The organism is Streptomyces malachitofuscus, assembly GCF_055571035.1.
In genome coordinates this window covers 217,706-235,563 of record NZ_JBVIGA010000006.1, presented here as the reverse complement: position 1 = coordinate 235,563, position 17,858 = coordinate 217,706, and the positions used below count along the sequence as shown (strand labels likewise).

General features: G+C 72.6%; 18 protein-coding genes. 11 read left to right on the top strand and 7 right to left on the bottom strand.

What is annotated here, in order from left to right:
* Window positions 1–9 precede the first annotated feature (9 nt).
* Window positions 10–813 carry a nuclease-related domain-containing protein gene (locus tag ACZ44S_RS11405; RefSeq protein ID WP_466927156.1) on the bottom strand — a complete coding sequence of 268 codons (804 nt, stop codon included), beginning with the start codon at window positions 811–813 and terminating at the stop codon, window positions 10–12.
* A 100-nt stretch (window positions 814–913) separates the two neighbouring features.
* Here ACZ44S_RS11405 and ACZ44S_RS11400 point away from each other — a divergent pair, with 100 nt between their 5' ends.
* The 9 genes from ACZ44S_RS11400 to ACZ44S_RS11360 all read left to right on the top strand — a co-directional run bounded on the left by ACZ44S_RS11400 (window position 914) and on the right by ACZ44S_RS11360 (window position 8,888).
* Window positions 914–1,420: a protein-tyrosine phosphatase family protein gene (locus tag ACZ44S_RS11400; protein ID WP_466927154.1), complete on the top strand. Its 507-nt coding sequence runs from the start codon at window positions 914–916 to the stop codon at window positions 1,418–1,420.
* 126 nt (window positions 1,421–1,546) lie between these two features.
* Window positions 1,547–2,062, top strand: coding sequence for an SH3 domain-containing protein (locus ACZ44S_RS11395; protein WP_466927151.1), 516 nt, complete (start codon window positions 1,547–1,549; stop codon window positions 2,060–2,062).
* Window positions 2,063–2,102: 40 nt separating this feature from the next.
* Complete coding sequence (locus ACZ44S_RS11390; protein WP_466927149.1) at window positions 2,103–3,464, top strand: FtsW/RodA/SpoVE family cell cycle protein; 1,362 nt, start codon at window positions 2,103–2,105, stop codon at window positions 3,462–3,464.
* Window positions 3,461–4,918, top strand: a complete 1,458-nt coding sequence (locus ACZ44S_RS11385; RefSeq protein ID WP_466927147.1) for a penicillin-binding transpeptidase domain-containing protein — start codon at window positions 3,461–3,463, stop codon at window positions 4,916–4,918. The genes ACZ44S_RS11390 and ACZ44S_RS11385 overlap by 4 nt, the downstream gene beginning before the upstream one ends.
* 66 nt (window positions 4,919–4,984) lie before the next feature.
* Window positions 4,985–5,488 carry a DUF3291 domain-containing protein gene (locus ACZ44S_RS11380; protein WP_466927144.1) on the top strand — a complete coding sequence of 168 codons (504 nt, stop codon included), beginning with the start codon at window positions 4,985–4,987 and terminating at the stop codon, window positions 5,486–5,488.
* A 111-nt stretch (window positions 5,489–5,599) separates the two neighbouring features.
* On the top strand, window positions 5,600–6,538 hold the full coding sequence (locus ACZ44S_RS11375) for an AurF N-oxygenase family protein (protein ID WP_466927142.1): 939 nt from the start codon (window positions 5,600–5,602) through the stop codon (window positions 6,536–6,538).
* Window positions 6,539–6,563: 25 nt separating this feature from the next.
* Entirely contained in the window at window positions 6,564–7,217 is a 654-nt protein-coding gene (locus ACZ44S_RS11370; RefSeq protein WP_466927139.1) for a TetR/AcrR family transcriptional regulator, read from the top strand.
* A 68-nt stretch (window positions 7,218–7,285) separates the two neighbouring features.
* On the top strand, window positions 7,286–7,612 hold the full coding sequence (locus ACZ44S_RS11365) for a hypothetical protein (protein ID WP_466927136.1): 327 nt from the start codon (window positions 7,286–7,288) through the stop codon (window positions 7,610–7,612).
* Between the two features lie 103 nt (window positions 7,613–7,715).
* On the top strand, window positions 7,716–8,888 hold the full coding sequence (locus tag ACZ44S_RS11360) for a C40 family peptidase (protein WP_466927134.1): 1,173 nt from the start codon (window positions 7,716–7,718) through the stop codon (window positions 8,886–8,888).
* On the opposite strand, the gene ACZ44S_RS11355 is transcribed toward ACZ44S_RS11360, so the two are convergent.
* The 5 genes from ACZ44S_RS11355 to ACZ44S_RS11335 form a co-directional block, all read right to left on the bottom strand.
* Complete coding sequence (locus tag ACZ44S_RS11355; protein ID WP_466927131.1) at window positions 8,840–10,114, bottom strand: styrene monooxygenase/indole monooxygenase family protein; 1,275 nt, start codon at window positions 10,112–10,114, stop codon at window positions 8,840–8,842. The two genes, ACZ44S_RS11360 and ACZ44S_RS11355, sit on opposite strands and share 49 nt — an antisense overlap.
* A 63-nt stretch (window positions 10,115–10,177) precedes the next feature.
* A complete protein-coding gene (locus ACZ44S_RS11350; RefSeq protein ID WP_466927129.1) occupies window positions 10,178–10,816 on the bottom strand; it encodes a GTP-binding protein in 639 nt (212 codons plus the stop codon).
* Window positions 10,797–11,228 carry a DUF742 domain-containing protein gene (locus ACZ44S_RS11345; RefSeq protein WP_190161574.1) on the bottom strand — a complete coding sequence of 144 codons (432 nt, stop codon included), beginning with the start codon at window positions 11,226–11,228 and terminating at the stop codon, window positions 10,797–10,799. Before ACZ44S_RS11345 ends, ACZ44S_RS11350 begins: the two co-directional genes overlap by 20 nt.
* Window positions 11,225–11,728, bottom strand: coding sequence for a roadblock/LC7 domain-containing protein (locus ACZ44S_RS11340; RefSeq protein WP_466927127.1), 504 nt, complete (start codon window positions 11,726–11,728; stop codon window positions 11,225–11,227). The genes ACZ44S_RS11345 and ACZ44S_RS11340 overlap by 4 nt, the downstream gene beginning before the upstream one ends.
* Entirely contained in the window at window positions 11,725–15,006 is a 3,282-nt protein-coding gene (locus ACZ44S_RS11335) for a sensor histidine kinase (protein WP_466927125.1), read from the bottom strand. Before ACZ44S_RS11335 ends, ACZ44S_RS11340 begins: the two co-directional genes overlap by 4 nt.
* Window positions 15,007–15,413: 407 nt before the next feature.
* On the opposite strand from ACZ44S_RS11335, the gene ACZ44S_RS11330 reads away from it, so the two are divergent.
* Window positions 15,414–16,208, top strand: a complete 795-nt coding sequence (locus ACZ44S_RS11330; protein ID WP_466927122.1) for a protein phosphatase 2C domain-containing protein — start codon at window positions 15,414–15,416, stop codon at window positions 16,206–16,208.
* Window positions 16,209–16,230: 22 nt separating this feature from the next.
* Here the strand turns inward: ACZ44S_RS11330 and ACZ44S_RS11325 are convergent, their stop codons facing one another.
* The gene (locus tag ACZ44S_RS11325; RefSeq protein ID WP_466927120.1) at window positions 16,231–16,725 is read right to left on the bottom strand and encodes a MarR family winged helix-turn-helix transcriptional regulator; all 495 of its coding nucleotides are present in this window, start codon (window positions 16,723–16,725) and stop codon (window positions 16,231–16,233) included.
* Window positions 16,726–16,955: 230 nt separating this feature from the next.
* On the opposite strand from ACZ44S_RS11325, the gene ACZ44S_RS11320 reads away from it, so the two are divergent.
* The gene (locus ACZ44S_RS11320) at window positions 16,956–17,780 is read left to right on the top strand and encodes a lysozyme (RefSeq protein WP_466927117.1); all 825 of its coding nucleotides are present in this window, start codon (window positions 16,956–16,958) and stop codon (window positions 17,778–17,780) included.
* Window positions 17,781–17,858 lie beyond the last annotated feature (78 nt).

Here is a 17,858-nt window from a genome sequence, read left to right as displayed (position 1 = left end):
GTCAGTTCCTCACAGGCGGGACCAGGTGTTCCGGTCCCTCGCCAGGGCGTGCAGGGCCTCGATGTCGGCCGGTTTCAGGACGCCGCCCGGGCGGGTGAGGGCGTCGAGGTCGCGGTCCGTCAGGACGCGCATCTCGAAGGGCGTGGCCTGGACGGTCACGGCCGACGCGCCGACCAGCACCAGGACCGCGCGGACCTCGGCCGTCAGGGCGTGGGAGGCGCGGTCGGCGTCGGCGCGGACGCGGTGGAGGAGGGTTACGGGTTCGTGGCGGCCGAGGGCGACCCGCGGGTCCGCGACCGTCACCCGCTGCTTGCGGGCGTACAGGGTGTGGACGGCGTACAGGCCGCCGTGCCCGATCAGCAGGTGATGGATGCGGTCGCCGCCGGGCAGCGGGATCGAGTGCAGGGTGTGCCAGCCGCCGCCCTCCAGGCGGTCCAGGGCCTCGCCCACCGTCTGCTCCGCGGCGAGCGCCCTGCGGCGCGGGTCGGGGCGGAGGCGGCGGACCGGGCCGGGATCGCGGTCGAGGGCGATCAGCAGCGCCTCGCCGGGACGGTTGGGCGCGAGGTCGTCGTCGGGGTGCAGGGTGAGGCGCGCCAGCTCGGCGGGGGTGGGGACCGGCGGCGGGCCGACCGAGACCGGGCCGGTGAGGTAGGGGCGCAGGGCAGTCAGCACCTCTTCCTCCTGGTCCTCACGGAGGAGGTTCACCCTGGCCGTCTCGCGGTCGTACCAGGCGAGGTTCCTGCCGTCCGGGAGGCAGACGTACAGCCTTTCCCGGCCGTGCTGCCAGGTCGGTATGACGCGCAGTCCGTTCATGCACCATCACCCCACGTCCATGGGAACAGGCGGGGTGCTCCAGGAGCAAGAAGCCGGTTACCTTGGAGAAGAGTTGGGCGGTGAGGGTGGGGAGGCGCCGTTGCGTACCCGCAGGAATCAACCCGACGTACCGGCTCCGGACGCTCCGTGGAACGAGGTCGTGCCCGGTCTGTGGATGGGCGGGCACGAGTTCCGGGGTCCGGCCGGGCAGCTGGAGTTCGCCGTGGTGGACCGGCAGTTCGATCTTGTGCAGACCCTGCTGCGGCTGCCCGGGCACGGCCCGGATCCCGGTGTCGAGCACCATGTCTGGCCCATCCCCGACGGACCCCTGGACGGGACGCAGCTCGCGGGCGTGATCCGGCTCGCCGAGGCGGCGTGCGAGGCGCTGGACGACGGCCGTACGGTCCTCGTCCGCTGTTACCACGGGTACAACCGTTCGGGTCTGGTCGTCGCGCACGCGCTGATGCGCCAGGGGCGCACCGCGGAGGCGGCGATCCGGCTGATCCGTTCCCGGCGGTCGTCGTGGGCGCTGCACAACGAGCTGTTCGTCGACTATCTGCGGGCCGGGCTCACCACGGCGCGGCTGCTGGAGGAGCTGACGGAGTAGCCGCCACCCGTAGGGCGGAGCGCCGTCCCCGATGGCGCAGCAGGGCGGGCGGGTGCCTGGGGGCGCTCCTAGTGTGGCGACAAGTCACCTTCGACCTGTTTTCTCCCCCTACATGGAGGTACTGCCATGGCTCCGCGTCCCCCGTTCTCCCACCGACTGCCCATAGCTCTCGCCGCCGGGGCCCTCGCGGTCGCGACCGCCGTCACTCCCGCCCTCGCCGCCGACGATCCGAACCAGGGCGACCAGGGGAACTGGAGCCAGCAGGGCGGAAACGGCGACAACAGCGGTGGCAACGGTTACGACTCCGGTGGCAACAACAGTGGCGGCAACGGCTACGACTCCGGTGGCAACGGCAACAACAGTGGCGGCAACGGGAATCAGCAGGCCGGCGGCGACCACGGCAACCAGGGCCGGTTCAAGGGCGTCGTCACGACGAACAGGCTCGCCCTGCGCACCGCCCCGGACCGGGGTGCGCGCGTCATCCGGTACGCCCACAAGGGCGAGGTCGTCTCGATCTTCTGCAAGGTCCCCGGCGACAGGGTGAACGGCAACCCCCTCTGGTACCTGCTCACGGACGGCACCTGGGCATGGGGCCCGGCCGCGCACATCGACAACATCGGCCCCGCGCCACGCTGGTGCTGATGAGCGAAACGCACACACCCCATATGGGTAAGTTCCGGACATGAGTAAGGCCGGTACCACCCTGGCGACGGCGGATCCGCCCACGCCCACCGTCCGCCTCCCCCGGCGCCGTGGCGTCGAGCTCGCCCTGATCGTCCTGGCCGTCCTGCTGTCGGTGTACGGATACTGCGCCGTCGGCCTCGCCAGGAACGGCACCGTCCCGCCCGGCGCCGCCGGTTACGGCGCCGGGCTCGGTGTGCTCGCCCTGGTCGCGCATCTGGCGGTGCGCTGGCGCGCCCCCTACGCCGACCCGCTGCCGCTGCCCATCGGGGTGCTGCTCAACGGCCTCGGCCTGGTGCTGATCTACCGGCTCGACCTGGAGGCGCCGGGCGAACCGGCCGCCCCCACCCAGCTGGTGTGGTCGACGCTGGGCGTGGCCCTGTTCACCGCGGTCGTCCTGGTGCTGCGCGACCACCGGGTGCTCCAGCGCTACACCTATGTGTGTGTCGTCGTCGCGCTCGTCCTGCTGACGGTGCCGATCCTCTTCCCGGCGGTCAACGGGGCCCGCATCTGGATCCGGGTCGCCGGATTCTCCATTCAGCCGGGCGAGTTCGCCAAGGTGCTGCTGGCGGTCTTCTTCGCCGCGTACCTCGCCGCGAACCGCAGCGCGCTCACCTACGCCGGCCGCCGGGTGTGGAGGCTGCAGCTGCCCACCGGGCGGGTGCTCGGACCGATCGTCGCCGTCTGGCTGGTCAGTGTGGGCGTCCTGGTGCTGGAGCGGGATCTCGGTACGTCGCTGCTGTTCTTCGGGCTGTTCGTGGTGCTGCTGTACGTCGCCACCGGGCGGACCGGCTGGATCGCGGTCGGGCTGCTGCTCGCCTCGCTGGGTGCGGTGGCCGTGGGCCGGCTGGAGCCGCATGTGCACCACCGGATCGAGACCTGGCTGCACCCCTTCGCCTCCATCGAGGCGGGCGAGGGCCCGAACCAGCTGGCCCAGTCGCTGTTCGCCTTCGCCGAGGGCGGCACCCTCGGCACCGGGCTGGGGCTCGGGCATTCCGTGCTCATCGGTTTCGCGGTCAAGTCGGACTTCATCCTGGCGACGGCCGGTGAGGAGCTGGGGCTGGCCGGGCTGTCCGCGATCTTCCTCCTGTACGGGCTGCTGGTGGAGCGCGGTTACCGGGCGGGACTCGCCCTGCGCGACCCGTTCGGGCGGCTGCTCGCGGTGGGGCTCGCCTCGATCGTGGCGCTCCAGGTGTTCGTGATCGCGGGCGGGGTGACCGGGCTGATCCCGCTGACCGGGATGGCGATGCCGTTCCTGGCACAGGGCGGTTCGTCGGTGGTGACCAACTGGACGATCGTGGCGCTGCTGGTCCGGCTGAGCGACAGCGCGCGGCGGCAGGGAGCCGGGGGTACCGCCCGGTGACCCGTCACATCCGGCACGCCGCGCTGTTCTGCGCCCTGCTGCTGGTCGCGCTGCTGGTCAACGCCGCCCGCGTGCAGGTCCTGCACGCCAAGGCCTACGAGGCGAATCCGGCCAACCGCCGTGACGTCATCTCCCGCTACCAGCAGCCGCGCGGCGACATCCTGGTCGGCGGCCGGCCGGTCACCGGCTCGCGGGACACGGGAGAGCATCTGCGCTACGAACGGACGTATCGCCACGGGCCGTTGTACGCGCCGGTGACCGGCTTCGCCTCGCAGGAGTACGGCACGACGCTGCTGGAGCGCACGGAGGACGGGCTGCTGTCCGGCGCCGCCCCGCTGCTGGCTCCGCTGCCGCTGTGGAACGAGTTCACCCGGTCCCGCAACGCGGGCGGACACGTGATGACCACGATCGACCCGGCGGCACAGCGCGCGGCGTACGAGGGACTGCGCTCGCGGAAGGGGGCGGTGGCGGCGGTCGAGCCGTCGACCGGCCGAGTCCTGGCGCTGGTGTCGGTCCCGTCGTACGACCCCGCGCTGCTGTCCGGGAACGGCAGGACGGCGCGGGAGGCCTGGGCGCGGCTGAACGCCGACCCGGACCGGCCGATGCTGAACCGGGCGGTGCAGCGGACGTACCCGCCGGGGTCGACGTTCAAGGTGGTGACGGCGGCGGCGGCGCTGGACGCGGGCGTGGTCAAGGGCCTGGACAAGCCGACGGACTCGCCCGACCCGTACACCCTGCCCGGCACGACGACCCGGCTGACCAACGGGTCCAAGGGCTGCAAGGACGCGACCCTGCGGGAGGCGTTCGTGTGGTCGTGCAACACGGTGTTCGCCAAGCTGGGGGTGTCCACGGGCGTGGCGAGCATGAGGTCGACGGCCGAGAGCTTCGGCTTCAACGACACCGGTGTACGGATTCCGTTCCGGGTGGCGCCCAGCACCTTCGACACCTCGGTGGACCGGGCGCAGCTCGCGCTGTCGTCGATCGGGCAGTACAACACCCGGGCCACACCGCTGCAGATGGCGATGGTCGCGGCGGCCGTGGCGGGCGGGGGGCAGGTGCGGGAGCCGTATCTGGTGGAGCGGACCACCCGGGCGGGCGGCGGCACGGTGTCCACGGCCGGCTCCCGTCCGGTGCGCCGGGCCATGCATCCGGCGACGGCGATGCGGATGCGGGAGCTGATGCGGGGCGTGGTGGAGGACGGCACCGGCAAGAAGGCCGCGATCCCCGGGGCCGTGGTCGGCGGCAAGACGGGCACGGCCCAGCACGGGCTGGGCAACTCCGGTACGCCGTACGCCTGGTTCATCTCCTGGGCGCAGGGCGGTGAGGACATGGAGGCGAAGGTGGCCGTGGCGGTGGTGGTGGAGGACGCGGCGGCGAACCGGCGGGAGATCAGCGGGGGCGGCACGGCGGCGCCGATCGCTCGGGCGGTGATGGAGGCGGTGCTGAAGTCGTAGTGGCGCGATACCACTTGGTGAGACGGGGGTGCCGGAGCGCCCCGTTCCCTACCTAACGTTCGGTACATGACCGAGACCGCGTACGAACTCGCCCAGGTGAACATCGCCCGCCTCAAGGCCCCGCTGGACTCCCCGCAGTTGAAGGACTTCGTCGACAACCTCGACCCGGTGAACGCGGACGCCGACGCCGCCGACGGTTTCGTCTGGCGGCTGCAGGGCGAGGAGGGCGACGCGACGGACATCGCCGTCTTCGGCGACTCCTGGCTGGTCATCAACATGTCGGTGTGGCGTGACACCGACGCCCTGACGGCCTACATGTACCAGGGCCGGCACCGGGAGATGCTGGCCCGGAGGAGGGAATGGTTCGAGCGGGTGGAGGAGGCGATGGTGGCCATGTGGTGGGTTCCGTCCGGCCACCGCCCGACGGTCGCGGAGGCCGAGTCCCGCCTCCTGCACCTGCGCACCAACGGTCCCACGCCGTACGCGTTCACCCTGCGCACCTCCTTCCCGCCGGGCGGCGCGGAGCCGCTGACCGGGGAGGTGCCGGCGGGGCTGGGCTGTTCGGTCTAGGCGGACCGGATTCAACAAGTCGGGTCGCAGGGATTGACGGGCTTGCTGACAGGCAGTCTCATAGCTGGGTGACCCGCTGGTAACCCGGACGCCCCATGAGGTGGAGCCGCCATGACGACCCTGTCGGAAGCCGAAGCCCTCGACGGTCTGCGGGACGCGCTCGGGCTGCTCAAGGACCGGGAGCAGGTGGCCCAGCGGCTGCTCGACTCCTCGGCCAGGCACTCTTTCGACCCGGACAAGGAGCTGGACTGGGAGGCGCCCTTCGAGGAGGGCAAGTGGTTCTGGCCGCCGGAGCTGGTGTCGCTGTACGGCACCCCGCTGTGGAAGCGGATGAGCGAGGAGCAGCGCATCGCGCTCTCGCAGCACGAGGCGGCGGCGCTGGCCTCACTGGGCATCTGGTTCGAGCTGATCCTGATGCAGCTGCTGGTGCGGCACATCTACGACAAGGCGGCCACGAGCGCGCATGTGCGGTACGCCCTCACCGAGATCGAGGACGAGTGCCGGCACTCGAAGATGTTCGCCCGGGTGATCACCCGGGGCGGCACCCCCTGGTACCCGGTGAGCCGGGTCCACCAGAACCTCGGCCGGCTGTTCAAGACGATCTCCACCACCCCCGGCTCCTTCACGGCCACCCTGCTCGGCGAGGAGGTCCTGGACTGGATGCAGCGGCTGACCTTCCCTGACGAGCGGGTCCAGCCGCTGATCCGGGGCGTCACGCGCATCCACGTGGTCGAGGAGGCGCGGCACGTGCGCTACGCCCGTGAGGAGCTGCGGCGCCAGATGGTGACCGCCCCGAAGTGGTCGCAGGAGTTCACCCGGGTCACCTCGGGGGAGTTCGCCCGGGTGTTCTCGGTGGCGTTCGTGAACCCCGAGGTGTACACGAACGTCGGTCTGGACCGGCGGGAGGCCGTCGCCCAGGTCCGGGCGAGCGGGCACCGGCGGGACGTGATGCAGCAGGGGTCGAAGCGGCTCACGGACTTCCTCGACGACATCGGTGTGCTGCGCGGCGTCGGGCGGCGGCTGTGGAAGTCGTCGGGACTGCTCGCGTAGCCGGACGGGCGGTTACCCTGCGGGCATGACCCCGCAGGCCCCCACCCCCGCCTACCGGCGGCTCAGTGTCGAGGAACGCCGCAGCCAGCTGCTCGAGGCCGCGCTGTCCCTCTTCGCCCACAGCGCCCCGGAGGACGTGTCCCTGGACGACGTGGCGGAGGCGGCCGGCGTGTCACGGCCGCTGGTCTACCGGTACTTCCCGGGCGGCAAGCAGCAGCTGTACGAGGCGGCCCTGATGTCCGCCGCCGACGAGCTGCGGAACTGCTTCGACGAGCCGCACGAGGGCCCGCTGCTCCCCCGGCTGTCCCGGGCGGTCGACCGCTATCTCGCGTTCGTCGACCAGCACGACGCCGGATTCAGCGCGCTGCTCCAGGGCGGGAGCGTGGTGGAGACCTCCCGGACGACCGCCATCGTGGACGGTGTGCGCCGGGCCGCCGCCGAGCACATCGTCAGCCATCTCGGGGTCACCGAGCCCGGGCCCCGGCTGCGGATGACGATCCGGATGTGGATCACCGCCGTGGAGGCGGCCTCGCTGATCTGGCTCGACGAGGACAAACAGCCGCCGCTGGAGGAACTGCGGGACTGGCTCGTGGAGCAGTTCGTGGCGGTGCTGGCGGTGACCGCGCGGCGCGACGCGCAGACCGATGCGCTGGTGCGGGTGCTGGCCGAGGATCTCTGACCGCCCGGCGCCGCCGGCACACCGCGGCCGGTTCCGCGCGCCGGTGCCCGGTGGCCGAGACTGGTGGTGTGAAGAGCGAAGACACCCCTTTCGAGGGCGGGCCCATGGACGGGCGCGTCCTGCCCGTGCTGCTGGGCATCACCGGGCATCCGCCCAAGACGTACCGCATCCCCGTCCCGGCTCCGGACGGCGGCCCGCCCACGGTGCTGGTCTACCGGCGGGTGCCCCGGGGCCGGAGCTCGCGGACCGGTCTGAACCGGGGGTGGAAGTACCTCCACGACCCGACGGGACAGGCCGGGCGCCGGCCCAGGTGGCCGTGGTCCAAGCCCGCGCCCGAGCCGGACGCCACGCCGGACGCCACGCCGAAGGGCAAGCCGGACGACGCCGACGGGTGACGCCGTTGCGCCGAACCGCGCACACTCGGCGAGCGGACCGCGCACACCCGCCGGATGCTCGCGATGCGGAGCGGACGGGCCGCCCCGCGTCGGAGGTGATGGTGTGTCAGGGATGCTCCTGCGTCTGGTGTGCACGGCGGCGCTGGCGGCCGGGACCGTGCTCGCGCCCGTGTCCGCGGCGGCCGTCCCGGAACCGGGTGGCGGCACCGCCGGGCCCGGCGGGCGTTCCGTCGCCGAGCTGCTGACGGAGCTTCAGACCCTGTACCGGCAGGCCGGGAAGGCCACCGAGGCCCACAACGCCATCGAGGAACGGCTGAAGAAGCAGCGCGCCGAGACCGTACGGCTCGAGCGCGCCCTCGCCCGCGCCCGGCTCTCCCTGCACGACAGCCGGGGCGCGGCCGGACGGCTCGCCCGCCAGCAGTACCAGAGCGTCACCGGCCTCTCCCCGTACGTGCGTCTGCTGCTGGCGCGCGATCCGCAGCGCGCACTCGAACAGGGACATGTGATCGGGCAGTTGGCGCGCGAGCGGGCGGAGACGGTGGGCCGGCTGACCGTCGGCGAGAAGGAGGCCCGCGAACTGGCGCGCCGGGCGCGCAAGGCACTCGCCGACCGGACGGCCCTCACCGAGCGGAGCCAGGAGCAGCGGGACGAGGTGCGACGACGGCTCCGTGAGGTGGAGGAGCTGCTCGCGTCGCTCACCGCCGAGCAGCTCGCCGCGCTGGCCGAACTGGAACGCGGCAGGATCGCCGAGGCACAGGAGGAGCTGATCTCCTCCGGCGCGCTGAGCAGCGGCAGCACTCCCCCGTCGGCGGCCGGCGAACGGGCCGTGCGGTACGCCGTGGAACAGCTCGGCAAGCCGTACGAGTGGGGAGCCGAGGGCCCGGCGACGTACGACTGCTCGGGGCTGACCTCCGAGGCGTGGGGTGCCGCCGGGACGCCGATCCCCCGGACCAGTCAGGAGCAGTGGGCCCGGCTGGAGCGGGTGCCGCTGGTGGAGCTGCGGCCGGGGGACCTCGTCGTGTACTTCCCGGAGGCCACGCACGTCGCCCTCTACCTCGGCGACGGCAAGGTGGTGCAGGCGCCCCGCCCGGGCGCCAGGATCAAGGTCTCCCCCATCGCGGCCAACCCGGTGCTCGGCGCCGTACGTCCCGATCCCGGCGGGGAGTCCCTGCGGCGGTTCGTGCCGCCGGAGCTCCCCGCGTGGGCCGCGGAGGGGTCCGACGCGGGCTACTCCGCCGCCGGTGCGCCGGCCGCGCCCGAGACCTCCGCCAGGTAGGCGCCGGTCTTCTCCGGGTCGTAGAAGAAGTTCTCGAAGTCCGCCGGGTCGTTGAAGCCGTTGGCGAAGCGGTCCGCGGCCGGCTGAAGCTGTCCGGCGGCGCCGATCAGGTTGAGGACGTGCTCGGGCGGCGGGGCGAGCATGGCGTTCGTCCACTTGGTGACGTGCCGGGCCGTCTCCCAGTAGCGGTCGAAGGTCGCCCGCATCCAGGTCTCGTCGAACTCCTTCTCACCGTGTTCGAGGATCGAGGCGAGGTAGGAGGCGGCGCACTTGGACGCGGAGTTGGAGCCCTGTCCGGTGATCGGGTCGTTGGCGACGACCACGTCGGCGACCCCGAGGACGAGACCGCCGGAGGGCAGTCGGCCGATCGGGTTGCGGACGGTGGGGGCGTAGCGGCCGGCCAGGGTGCCGCCGGCGTCGGTCAGTTCGACCTTGGTGGCCCGCGCGTACTCCCAAGGGAGGAACTTCTCCATGAGTTCCAGGGTCAGGGAGAGGTGCTCCGCCGGGTCCTTGACGTCCTTGAAGGCGTCCAGCGGGCCGCCGGGTATGCCCTCCCAGAACAAGATGTCGGCGCGGCCCGAGGTGGTGAACGTCGGCATGATGAACATCTCGCCGACACCCGGGACCAGGTTGCAGCGGACCGCCTCGGTGTCCGGGTGCTCCGGACGCGGTCCGAGCCCGTGGACGTAGGCGACGGCCAGGGCGCGCTGCGGCTCGCTGTACGGGGAGCGCTCCGGGTCACGGGCGAACATCTGCACGAGCTCGCCCTTGCCGGCCGAGACGAGCACGAGGTCGTACGTGCGGGAGAAGTAGTCGAGGTCGCCGACCGCCGCGCCGTGGATGACGAGCTGGCCGCCGCGCTGGGCGAAGGTCTCCATCCAGCCGGCCATCTTCACCCGCTGGTCGACCGACTGCGCGTACCCGTCGAGGCGGCCCAGCCAGTCGATGGCGCGCTGCGAGGGGCCCGGGTCGAAGGAGCCGGGGGCCGCGACCGAGACGCCGAGCCCCTCGATCTTCGGGGCCTGCGACTCCCAGAAGTTCAGCTGCAGGTCGCGCTCGTGCTGCAGGGCCGTGTGGAACATGCACTGCGTCGACATGACCCGCCCGGTACGGATCTCGTCCGCGGTCCGGTTGGACATCAGGGTGACCTCGTAGCCGTGCGACTGGAGGCCGAGGGCCAGCTGGAGACCGGACTGGCCGGCTCCGACGACGAGTATCTTCCGCATACGGGGGACGCTCCTAAGGGGACTGCTGGGGACTGCTGGGGAGTGCCGGGGACGGCTCGGGGACTACTCGGGGGTTTCGTCGAGCGCGTGGCCCACGAGGGACAAGAGGGTCTCGATGACCGAGATCCGGCGGCGCGCATCCATGATCATTACGGGTATGTGCGCGGGGATCGTCAACGCCTCCCGCACGTCCTCGGGGTCGAACCGCTCGCTGCCGTCGAAGTGGTTGACCGCGACGACGTACGGCAGTCCGCAGCTCTCGAAGTAGTCCAGCGCCGGCCAGCAGTCCTTCAGGCGGCGGGTGTCGGCGAGCACGACGGCACCGATCGCGCCGCGCACCAGGTCGTCCCACATGAACCAGAACCGCTGCTGCCCGGGTGTGCCGAAGACGTACAGCACCAGGTCGTCGTCGAGCGTGATACGGCCGAAGTCCATGGCCACGGTGGTGGTCAGCTTGCCCGGCGTGGCGGTGAGGTCGTCGTGCTCCTCGCTCGCCTCGGTCATCAGCGCCTCGGTCTCCAGGGGCGTGATCTCCGAAACGGTGGTGACCAGCGTGGTCTTGCCGACGCCGAAGCCGCCCGCCACCACTATCTTGGTGGCGATCGGTGCACGGGAGCGGTCCGTCTGCCAGGGCTGCAAGGGCTCGTCGTCCTCGACGAGCGGGGAGACACCGGGAGCGGCGTCAGAGACGACGGAGTCCACTCAGCACCCTTTCCAGCAGCGCACGGTCGGGCCGGCCCGTGCCGTGGCCGGTCCCCGTTCCATAGACACGGATCTTTCCCTGGTCCGCGAGGTCGCTCAGCAGGACGCGGACCACGCCGAGCGGCATCCTCAGCAGCGCGGCGATCTCGGCCACCGTCCGCATACGGCGGCACAGTTCCACGATGGCCCGCATCTCCGGCATGACCCGGGAGGTGAGGCCGCCGTTGGTCAGTTCCCTGCGCTCCTCGGCGGCGTCGAGCGCGGCGGTGCCGGCGGTGGCGCCGACGAACGTCTCGACGAGGAGGACGTGGCCGAAGCGGGTGCGGCCGCCGGTGAGCGAGTAGGGGCGGACCCGGGCGGGTCTGCGGTCGCCGCCACGGACCGGGAGGTGTTTCCTGGACGTGCTGCTCATGGGCGGCTCCCGGTGGGGTCGTTCTCCAGGTTCTGGCGCAGCTCGCTGCGGAGTTCGGGGGTCAGGACATGGCCGGCGCGGCCGACGAACAGGGCCATGTGGTACGCCACCACGCTCATGTCGCAGTCCTCGGAGCCGTGCACGCCGAGCAGCGAGCCGTCGCTGATCGACATCACGAAGAGGCTGCCCTCGTCCATCGCGACCATCGTGTGCTTGACCGGACCGGAGTCCATCAGCTTGGCGGCGCCGATCGTGAGGCTGCCGATGCCGGAGACGACGGTGGCGAGGTCGGCCGCGGAGCCGCGCGGGCCGGAGCGCCGGGCGCTCCGCGCGTCGCGGGCCTCGGTGTTGCGGTGGTCGTCGGAGGAGAGGAGCAGCAGGCCGTCGGAGGAGACCACGGCGACGGAGAGGATGCCGGGGACCTCCTCGACAAGGTTGGTCAGCAGCCAGTGCAGGTTGCGGGCCTCACTGCTCAGTCCGAAGGTACTGGGCGCGGTCAACTGCTTGCCTCCTCGACGGTGCCCCCCGTGGCTTCTTCGTTCTGTGCGCTGGTGGTGTCCGGGCCGGACGGTGTCCGGTGGTGGCCGGTCCGTTCGGCGATCTCCGCCTCGACGTCCCGGCGGCCGGCGTCCGCACCCCGGCGGAAGCCGCCGAGCCGCCGGCGCAGTGCCTCGGCGTCCACGGTCCCGGTACGCGGGCGCGGGACCTCGGCGGGCGCGGTGATCTTCGGCGTGCGCTTGGGCAGTCCCTTGGCGGTGACCTCTTCCTCGTCCCCGCCGCCGTCAGCGACGCGCGCGTGCTCGGCACCGGCGCCGTCCCCGGCGACCGGCCGGCGCGGCAGCACCCCCGGCGGGGGTACGGCGTCGGACGCGCCGACGACGGGTGCCTGCGGGCGGTCGGCGGGTGCCGACTCGGCACCGAAGGCATGGCCTGCGCCCGGCCGTGCGGCTTCGGGGTCCGGCAGGCCGGGGGTTCCGGACGGGTGCTGCCCGTGCCCGGACTCCGGCCGCTCGGGGGCCGGACGTGCGGGCGGCTCCTCCGCGCCGTCTGGCTGTGCCGGGATCAGCAGTTCCATGGTCGTCTCGGCGGGCCGCTCGGGCGGCACGTCCGCCGCCACGTTCCGTACGGTGCCGTCCGCGGACGATTCGGCATGACCGGCGACGGCGTCATCCGCGCGCTGTGCGTCCGCACCGGCGCCCTCGGGCTCGTCCCCACGTACCGCCGCGAGCCCGTCATTCCGGCCCGCCTCGGACACAGCCACGCCGCCGGAGGCCGGCGCGTCGCCGCGGCTCGGCCCGGACGGACCCTCGGGGCCCACCCCGGGCTCGTCCCCGTCGACCCGCTCGGGTGCGTCCGCGTGGGCGGAGGGCGGTGTGGCGACGTGGGAGGCCTCGGGGCGGTGGGCCGGGGCGGCGTCCGCGCCGTCGGCAGTGGGGGCCGGGTGGTCCGGAGTGGGACCGTCCGCGTCGTCGGCGACGGGCCGGCCGGTGAGGGCCGGCTCGGGCTCGTCCGTGTGGGTCGGGGTCGGGGCCGTCGTGGTGGTTGCGGCGTCCACCGCCTTCTCGGCCAGGGTGACCAGCGGGTCGCCGGCCTCCGCGCGGCCGTGCAGGACGTTGGAGTTGGCCTCGGCGTCGGCGCCCGGGAGGGAGACGGTGTGCGAGCCGGAGACCGACGCGGGCACGGCGGTGGGTGCGGCGGCGGCCAGCAGGGGGTCGGGGAGGACGACGACCGCCGCGATGCCGCCCTGCTTCTGCTCGCGCAGCTGGACCCGCACACCGTGCCGGTGGGCGAGCCGGGCCACGACGTACAGGCCGAGGCCGAGCCCGTCCTCGGCCTCCGCGTCGTACGTGACCTCCGGGTCGAACTCGGACAGGCGGGAGTTGAGCCGCTCCAGCCGGTCGGCGGCCATGCCGATGCCCTCGTCCTGGACGGAGAGCATGACCTCGCCGTTCTCCAGCAGCCAGCCGGAGATCTCGACGGGCAGGTCGGGCGGGGAGAACGCCGTGGCGTTCTCCATGAGCTCGGCCAGCAGATGGGAGAGGTCGTCCGCCGCGAACCCGGCGATGTGCGCGTGCGGCGGCAGCGCCGCGATCCGCACCCGCTCGTACCGCTCGATCTCGCTGACCGCGGCCCGTACGACGTCCACCAACGGCACCGGACCCGCCGTGTGCCGGCCGTGCTCGGCGCCGGCGAGGACGAGGAGGTTCTCGCTGTGCCGGCGCATGACGGTGGCGAAGTGGTCGAGCTTGAACAAGGTGGCCAGCCGGTCCGGGTCGTCCTCCCGCTCCTCCAGCCCCTCGATGACGCCGAGCTGCCGCTCGACCAGCCCGAGGGTACGCAGGGCGAGGTTGACGAACGTGCCGCCGATACCGGCCCGCAGCCGTTCCAGATGGGCCGCGGACTCGGCGAGTTCAGTGCGCAGTTCCTCGCGCGCGTCGGCCATCTTCTGCCGCTGGCCGACGAGATGCTTGCGGTCGGCCTCCAGCGTGGCGATCCGCTCGGCGAGTCCGGCGGCGTGCGCGTGCAGGGCGTTGACGGACCGGACGACCTGCGCGAACTCGTCGTTGCGGCCGGTGAAGGTGACCGGCTCCTGCGCACCGGGGTCCTCCGCCTCGGCGAGGCGGGCGGAGCCCCGGCGCAGCACCGACAGCGGCCGCGTGAGCGTGCGCGCCATCGCCGTGGCGATGCCGACGGCGAGCAGCATCAGGGCGCCGAGGACGGCGATCCGGATCTCCAGCTCGGTGACGTCGTCGTCGCGCAGCTGGGCGAGGTCCTTGGTGCGCTGGTCGAAGAGCGCGGACTCCACCCCGCGCATCGCGTCGATCCGCGCGGTGAGCGCGGCCGCGAGCTTCTTGGTGCTGGTGTCGAGTTCCCCGTCGGAGAGGGTCGGCTCGTCGGTGAGGCTCGCCAGGTACTTCTCGGCGGCGTCGACCTCGGGTCCGTTGACCGTGGAGTCGTAGGAGGCGCGGGCGGTCTCGGGCGCGCCCTCGCGGAAGTCGGCGAGGCCGGCGTCGGAGCGCAGCCGGGCCTGGAGGGCGGCGGCGGTGAGCTCGTCGCGCTGCCTGGTGTCGGCCTCCGAGGAGGTGGTGGACGTGGTCGGCAGGCCGGTGATCGGGTCGATCACGGTCTGCGTGGTGCGCGGCACGTTCAGCGCGGCGAGCAGCAGTCCCCGGGTGGCGGCGGCCTGCTGGACGGCGGCGTCCAGCTCGGCGAGCGCGTGGGCTCCGGAGCCGGCCCGGGGCGGGGTCCGCTCGGCGAGCTGTTCGGCGACCCGGTGCAGCTGGGTGATGGCGGTGGAGTACGCCCGATGCGCTTCGAGAGCAGTGCTCTTCCCGGAGAGCGCCGCTCTCCGTACGGCCGCGACGGCGTCGAGTTCGTCGCGCAGCGTCTGCGAGGTGTCGGTGTCGGCGCGCAGTTCCTCGACCTGCCGGTCGACCCGGGCGCTGTGCTGCTCGGAGGGCGCCTTGGACTTGGGGCGGCCGGCCGCGATGTAGGGGACGACCTCGTCGCGCTCGTCGGCGAGGGAGTGGGCGAGGGTGAGGGCGTCCTGGGTCTGCTCGGCGAGCGTCACCAGATCCTGCGAGTCGCCGAGCTGCCCGGAGGCGGCGACGACGGACGGGGCCCCGGCCCCGGCGATCGCGGCGGCCACCACGGCCACGGCGACGATCAGCCGGTTGCGTACACGGGTGGGGCGGCCCCTGCCGACGGTGGGCTTCTGCTCCGCGTCTCCCGTGGGGGCCGTCTGCTTGTCCTTGCGACGAGGCCGCGTCTTCTGCACCGGTGCTCGCATTCCTGACTCGTGTACCCGTGGGCCCGGGTGACGCTCCGTCAACGGGTGCGGGCGTTCACCCCGAGCCCGTGACCGTGCTCGGACAGCGAGGCGCCCCCAACGCTCCCCGACCCTCCCAGTGCCCGTGGACAGCGGATGCGCATCACCTGACCCGCCACTCGAAGGAGTGAACATCGGACGTGAGTTGGGGAGCAAGTCCCGCGAGGGCCCGCAGCCGCCGTGTGCGGCACGCCGGTTGGACGTCTGCGGCGGGCGGTGGCAGTATTCGCCGCCACGCCTTCCCGGAGGCCTGCAATCCCTCCCAAACCAGGCGCCTGACCTGCAAGGCTGCGGGGATCCGGCGACCGTTGCCGGTCTTTGACGGTCGTTGTGGAGGGCTCGTGCAGACTGGTGGGGTGCGTACTGAGCTGGTTTCGGAGCCGGGTGATCCGGGCCGCCCCAACGAGGACTTCGCGAGCGTCGGGCTCCCGGCCTCCGGGCAGGGCGGTTCGCTCGTGGTGCTGGACGGGGTCACACCACCGGGTGACGGGGGCGGCTGTCTGCATTCCGTGCCCTGGTTCACCGCCCGGCTGGGCGGCGCGCTGACCGAACTGACCGTTTCCCTCCCGGATGTTCCCCTCGCCGAGGTGCTGTCCCGCGCCCTCGCGCGTACCGCCGGGAGCCACGCGGCAACCTGTGACCTTTCTCACCCGCGCACACCGCAGGCAACGGTGGTGCTGGCCCGCTGGTCGCCCGACTCGGTGGAGTACCTGGTGCTGTCCGACTCGGCGCTGCTCGTCGAGGCGCCGGACGGCACGGTCACCGCGCTGCTGGACGACCGGCTGGACCGGCTGCCCCGCTCGGCCCTGGCCACCCACGCCCTGGTGGACAGCACGCTGCGCAACAAGGAGGGCGGCTTCTTCACGGCGGCGGCGGACCCCTCGGTGGCCTCCCGCGCGGTCACCGGTTCGCTGCCGCGTGGTGAGGTGCGCACGCTCGCCGCACTGACCGACGGTGCGGCACGCTGGGTGGAGAGGTTCCGGGAGGGCGACTGGACGGACTGCGTCACCCTGATCCGCAAGGAGGGCCCGCAGGCCCTGGTGGACCGCGTGCGTGCCCTGGAGCGGGCGGACGCGGACCGGGTGCCTGCGCGACGGGGCAAGACGCACGACGACGCCACCGTCGTCTACGTGGAGCTGTCACCCCGCTGACGAGGCCTCCGTCGCCCGCCGGTCACTTCTCCATCCCCCGGTTCAGCTGGTTGAGCAGCCGGGCGAGTTCCGTGACCTCGGCGGGGTCCCAGTCGGCCAGCCGGCCGGCGTAACGGGCACGGCGGGCCTCGCGGACCCTGCTCACCCGCTGCTGCCCCTCCTCGGTGAGGGCGACCAGCCAGGCGCGGCCGTCGGCGGGGTCCGGCTCGCGGCCGACGAGTCCGAGTTCCTCGAGCGCCCTCAGCTGGCGGGACATCGTGGCCTTGCCGACGCCGATGTAGGCGGCGAGCTCGGTCGCCCGCTGGCGTCCGCACTCATCCAGACGGACCAGCAGCCCGTAGGCGGACGGCTCCAGGTCGGGGTGGACCGCGCGGGCCATCTCCCCCTGGCTGGCGCGGGCGCGGCGCAGCAGCACCGTCAACTCGCGTTCCAGCGCGAGGAAGCCGGGCCGCTCCACATCGGACGCGGGCCCCGGGGAGGCGGCGGGTTCTCCGCCGCCGTTTGCGTCATCGTGCACGTCTGCCCCTGCCTCGGTTTCCCGTTCTGAAAGTTTCCCGCCAAGTGGCGACGTCGCCGCAGCTCCACCAGTATTTCGCAGGCGTAGACCAACGGCAGCGCGCGGCCCGGCCCGTGGCCGTCGTGGTCCGCGCGCACGATTTCTCTACCAGGCGATTACGTGGCATGCCCACTACATGCGATGTGGGTCACATTCCGGGTTCGCCCCCACCGACCTTTCGGAGATGCGTCATGCCTGTGCACAGATCCGGCCTCACCCGCATACCCGCGCTCGCGACCGCCGGGGCGGTCCTGCTCGCGGTCCTCTCCCTCCCCCGCGCGGCCGGCGCGGCCGAATCCGCCCCGACCGTCCCCCCGCGCGGCTCCGCCCACATGGGCATGGGCGTCGTCGCCCACGACGGCAGCGGCGGCCTGCCCACCTCACGCTCCACCCAGACGGAGGGCGTGGACGTCTCCAGTCACCAGGGCAACGTCGCCTGGCCGACGCTGTGGAAGAGCGGGGTCCGGTGGGCCTACGCCAAGGCCACGGAGGGGACGTACTACACCAACCCGTACCACTCCCAGCAGTACAACGGCTCCTACGACGTCGGCATGATCCGCGGTGCGTACCACTTCGCCACGCCCGACACGGCGAGCGGCGCCGCCCAGGCCGACTACTTCGTCGACCGGGGCGGCGCCTGGTCCGCCGACGGACGGACCCTCCCGGGCGTGCTGGACATCGAGTGGAACCCGTACGGCGACGCCTGCTACGGCAAGTCGCAGAGCTCCATGGTGAGCTGGATCCGTGACTTCCTGAACCAGTACCGGGCCCGCACCGGGCGAAGCGCCGTCATCTACACGGCCACGAGCTGGTGGAAGCAGTGCACCGGCAACTACGCCGGCTTCGCCGCCACCACTCCCCTGTGGATCGCCCGGTACGCCTCCACCGTGGGCGAACTGCCCGCCGGATGGGGGACGTACACGATGTGGCAGTACACCTCGACCGGTCCGACCGTCGGGGACCACGACCGCTTCAACGGCACCGTCGACCGGGTGCGGGCCTTCGCCCAAGGCTGACCGGCCCCGGCCGACCGGCGCGGGCACGGTGAAGGCCCGGGCCTCCCTCACGGGACCCGGGCCTTCCCCTCCGGCCAC

What these genes read in the sequence shown, in the direction of transcription:
- ACZ44S_RS11320 (WP_466927117.1), top strand. Translation starts at nt 16,956, where the DNA reads ATGCCTGTGCACAGATCCGGCCTCACCCGCATACCCGCGCTCGCGACC.
- ACZ44S_RS11345 (WP_190161574.1), bottom strand. Translation starts at nt 11,228, where the DNA reads ATGAGCAGCACGTCCAGGAAACACCTCCCGGTCCGTGGCGGCGACCGC.
- ACZ44S_RS11395 (WP_466927151.1), top strand. Translation starts at nt 1,547, where the DNA reads ATGGCTCCGCGTCCCCCGTTCTCCCACCGACTGCCCATAGCTCTCGCC.
- ACZ44S_RS11390 (WP_466927149.1), top strand. Translation starts at nt 2,103, where the DNA reads ATGAGTAAGGCCGGTACCACCCTGGCGACGGCGGATCCGCCCACGCCC.
- ACZ44S_RS11380 (WP_466927144.1), top strand. Translation starts at nt 4,985, where the DNA reads ATGACCGAGACCGCGTACGAACTCGCCCAGGTGAACATCGCCCGCCTC.
- ACZ44S_RS11355 (WP_466927131.1), bottom strand. Translation starts at nt 10,114, where the DNA reads ATGCGGAAGATACTCGTCGTCGGAGCCGGCCAGTCCGGTCTCCAGCTG.
- ACZ44S_RS11370 (WP_466927139.1), top strand. Translation starts at nt 6,564, where the DNA reads ATGACCCCGCAGGCCCCCACCCCCGCCTACCGGCGGCTCAGTGTCGAG.
- ACZ44S_RS11405 (WP_466927156.1), bottom strand. Translation starts at nt 813, where the DNA reads ATGAACGGACTGCGCGTCATACCGACCTGGCAGCACGGCCGGGAAAGG.
- ACZ44S_RS11375 (WP_466927142.1), top strand. Translation starts at nt 5,600, where the DNA reads ATGACGACCCTGTCGGAAGCCGAAGCCCTCGACGGTCTGCGGGACGCG.